Origin of the sequence: Streptomyces albicerus, from assembly GCF_008905045.1 — a bacterium.
Classification (GTDB): domain Bacteria; phylum Actinomycetota; class Actinomycetes; order Streptomycetales; family Streptomycetaceae; genus Streptomyces; species Streptomyces albicerus.
In genome coordinates, this window is the sequence record NZ_VWMY01000153.1 from 1 (window position 1) to 2,256 (window position 2,256).

General features: G+C 66.5%; 4 protein-coding genes and 1 pseudogene. 3 read left to right on the plus strand and 2 right to left on the minus strand.

Translation table 11 applies throughout. The features are described 5' to 3' along the window. Positions 1-99: 99 nt before the first annotated feature. Positions 100-647 (minus strand): annotated as a pseudogene (locus tag GAS53_RS53745) (IS5 family transposase); the annotation flags it as partial. A 66-nt stretch (positions 648-713) separates the two neighbouring features. On the opposite strand from GAS53_RS53745, the gene GAS53_RS53750 reads away from it, so the two are divergent. The 3 genes from GAS53_RS53750 to GAS53_RS58725 all read left to right on the plus strand — a co-directional run bounded on the left by GAS53_RS53750 (position 714) and on the right by GAS53_RS58725 (position 1,763). Next, positions 714-1,088 (plus strand): hypothetical protein, encoded by a 375-nt coding sequence (locus tag GAS53_RS53750; protein WP_151485126.1) that lies wholly within the window; start codon positions 714-716, stop codon positions 1,086-1,088. A gap of 242 nt (positions 1,089-1,330) precedes the next feature. Continuing rightward, positions 1,331-1,567: a hypothetical protein gene (locus tag GAS53_RS53755; protein WP_151485127.1), complete on the plus strand. Its 237-nt coding sequence runs from the start codon at positions 1,331-1,333 to the stop codon at positions 1,565-1,567. Next, a complete protein-coding gene (locus GAS53_RS58725) occupies positions 1,509-1,763 on the plus strand; it encodes a DUF6300 family protein (protein WP_404829447.1) in 255 nt (84 codons plus the stop codon). The genes GAS53_RS53755 and GAS53_RS58725 overlap by 59 nt, the downstream gene beginning before the upstream one ends. A gap of 80 nt (positions 1,764-1,843) precedes the next feature. Here GAS53_RS58725 and GAS53_RS53760 read toward each other — a convergent pair. Then, positions 1,844-2,256: peptidoglycan-binding domain-containing protein (locus tag GAS53_RS53760; RefSeq protein ID WP_225859706.1), on the minus strand; the 413-nt coding region annotated here is incomplete at its 5' end.

Below are 2,256 nucleotides of genomic sequence, written 5' to 3' on the forward strand. Positions count from 1 at the left end.
CCAAGCCCGCATCAGCCACTACAAACGACGCGGACACAGCCCATGACAACTGCCCAGCAGTCAGAACAAGGACCGTTGCAGTACTAGGCCGCGACGTTCGTCGTCCGCCACGCGCCGCGGCTTGCTGCGGGGACGTCCCCGCCGTCCACGGATCGGAGGGACCGCGTCCAACAAGGGCAGGAGTTGGGTGACATCGTGGCGGTTCCCGCCAGTCAGTGTGACGGCGATCGGGGTTCCATGGCGGTCGACGATCAGGTGATGCTTGGAGCCGGGGCGGGCGCGGTCGACCGGAGAGGGGCCGACGGGGTCCCCCCTTTGAGGGCCCGGACGTGCGATCCGTCTACAGAGCAGTCGTCCAGTTCCAGCAGGTCGGCGCGACGCATCTCGGTCAGCAGGGCAGCATGCAGGTGCGGCCAGACTCCTGCCTCGGTCCAGTCCCGCAGACGGCGCCAGGCCGTCACTCCGGAGCAGCCCACTGATTCGCTGGGCACGTCGCGCCAGGCCACCCCCTTGCGCAGGACGTAAACGACGCCCGCCAGCGCAACCCGGTCCGGCACCGGAAGCCGTCCGGGATGGCGGTGCCGCCGTGGACGCACCGGCAACAACGGGGCTATCCGGTCCCAGAGATCATCGGGTACAAGATCCATGTTCACGAGGCTGCAGCTTGCCAGAACCCGGTTGAGCACGCCGAGCCAGATCGACATACTCCCCGGATGACCAACACCGGGGACAAGGCCACTGAGCAGGGTTGGGATGAACCCTGGTACCGCGTCCGCACGGACCGGTTCGAGGCGTCATTCCTACCCAGCCCCGGCGAGGATCTGGGTGCCGTCTGCAACGTCGACGTAGAGGTACGGCTGGCAGCGGACGGCTCCCGCTGGAGCGCGACCGTGTTCACGCTCGCCGAGGTTGAACGCCTGATGAAGAGGTGGTCCCAGACAGACGAGGAGTTGGGCGGCCGTTACTTCTGGTGTTCTGACGGATTGATAGTCCGGGACCCTGGCATCGACAACATGATCCAGGTACTCGCCGTCCTGCTCGACGCCGGTGACTTCACGCAGGTCCTTCAGCGACTCGATGACAAATAGCCAGCACCCTCATTCTGAAACGATCAGTAAGGGGTACAACCGGCCCCACGCGCAGGGGACTTGACAGCCACTCGGCATGGTGTGGCAGTAGGGCCTTCGCGCTGGGACTCCGGAAGCTGCCCGCCAAGTCGGGCCCGCGTCGGACCTCCTGGCACGGGCGGCACCTGCCGATCCCTTGACGCTGATCAGGCAACAGGCGGATCGTTGACGTTCGCGTAACGCTCCATCCCGAAAGGGGGCGTATGTCGTTCACCTGGCGCTACGTGGTGCGCCCTGACGGCTCCTTCTGCCGCGTCAGCACCATCGACGGCAGCCTCGACAACGTCAGCGACGAAGAACTTGCCCGGCTGCACCCCGCCGACCCAGACGAAGACAAGCGGCAGGACCGGCCCCTGCTCCCGCTGTGGCGGCGACCTCCTGCTGCACTGGCACGGCCCGCTGATGACCGGCGTGTGGATGGAACTCTGCCCGGCCTGTGACGCAGACCGCCCCGCCGCCCGTGCCTTCATCCGCTGGCATCGCGACCCGGACCGCGATCCGAAGGCACTGCCCCAGCTCTTCGAAGACTGGGAGACCGAGACCATGCACGCCCACGGCTGGGCCCGCGCCCCTCAGCCCGAAGCACCGCCCAGCCCGACAGCTCACCTCAGCCTCGTACCGCGAGGGGAAGGCTGAGCAGACAGCCGTTCCCCGAGCCCTTGGTGGAGTCCTTGCTGCGGCACAACGGCATGGGCATGTCCTAGACGGGAGTCGCATCACACGTCGTATCTGGAGCACCTGCCTGTGGTGGTGGTGGGCACGGTATTCGTGTGCCACCACAGCGCAAAGAGCATGTGGTCGCGGGCGTAGGGGCCGTAGACGCCGTCGACGTTGCTCCCAGTGAGGCCCCACACGTTTTTCTGGATCCACTTGAACGCATCTCGGGTGCCGGCGCCGTAGACGCCGTCAGCGCCGCCACTGTTCTTGATATAGGTTGCGGCGGGCGTCCCTGCGTAGCAGACGAGGATGTTTACCTGCAGGGCGTAAACGTAGTCGCCGCTCATGCCCTGCTTCGCGTAGCAGGTCGAGATCGACCCCCGCATCCTGGGGACGATGATCAAAGTGAGGGCGCTGCGCGTCCTGATCGTCGTCTCGCCGCACGGGTGGATCGCCGCGGCCGCAGCGGGCC

Coding starts and splice junctions, on each gene's coding strand:
- GAS53_RS53750 (WP_151485126.1), top strand. CDS start 714: ATGACCAACACCGGGGACAAGGCCACTGAGCAGGGTTGGGATGAACCC.
- GAS53_RS53755 (WP_151485127.1), top strand. CDS start 1,331: ATGTCGTTCACCTGGCGCTACGTGGTGCGCCCTGACGGCTCCTTCTGC.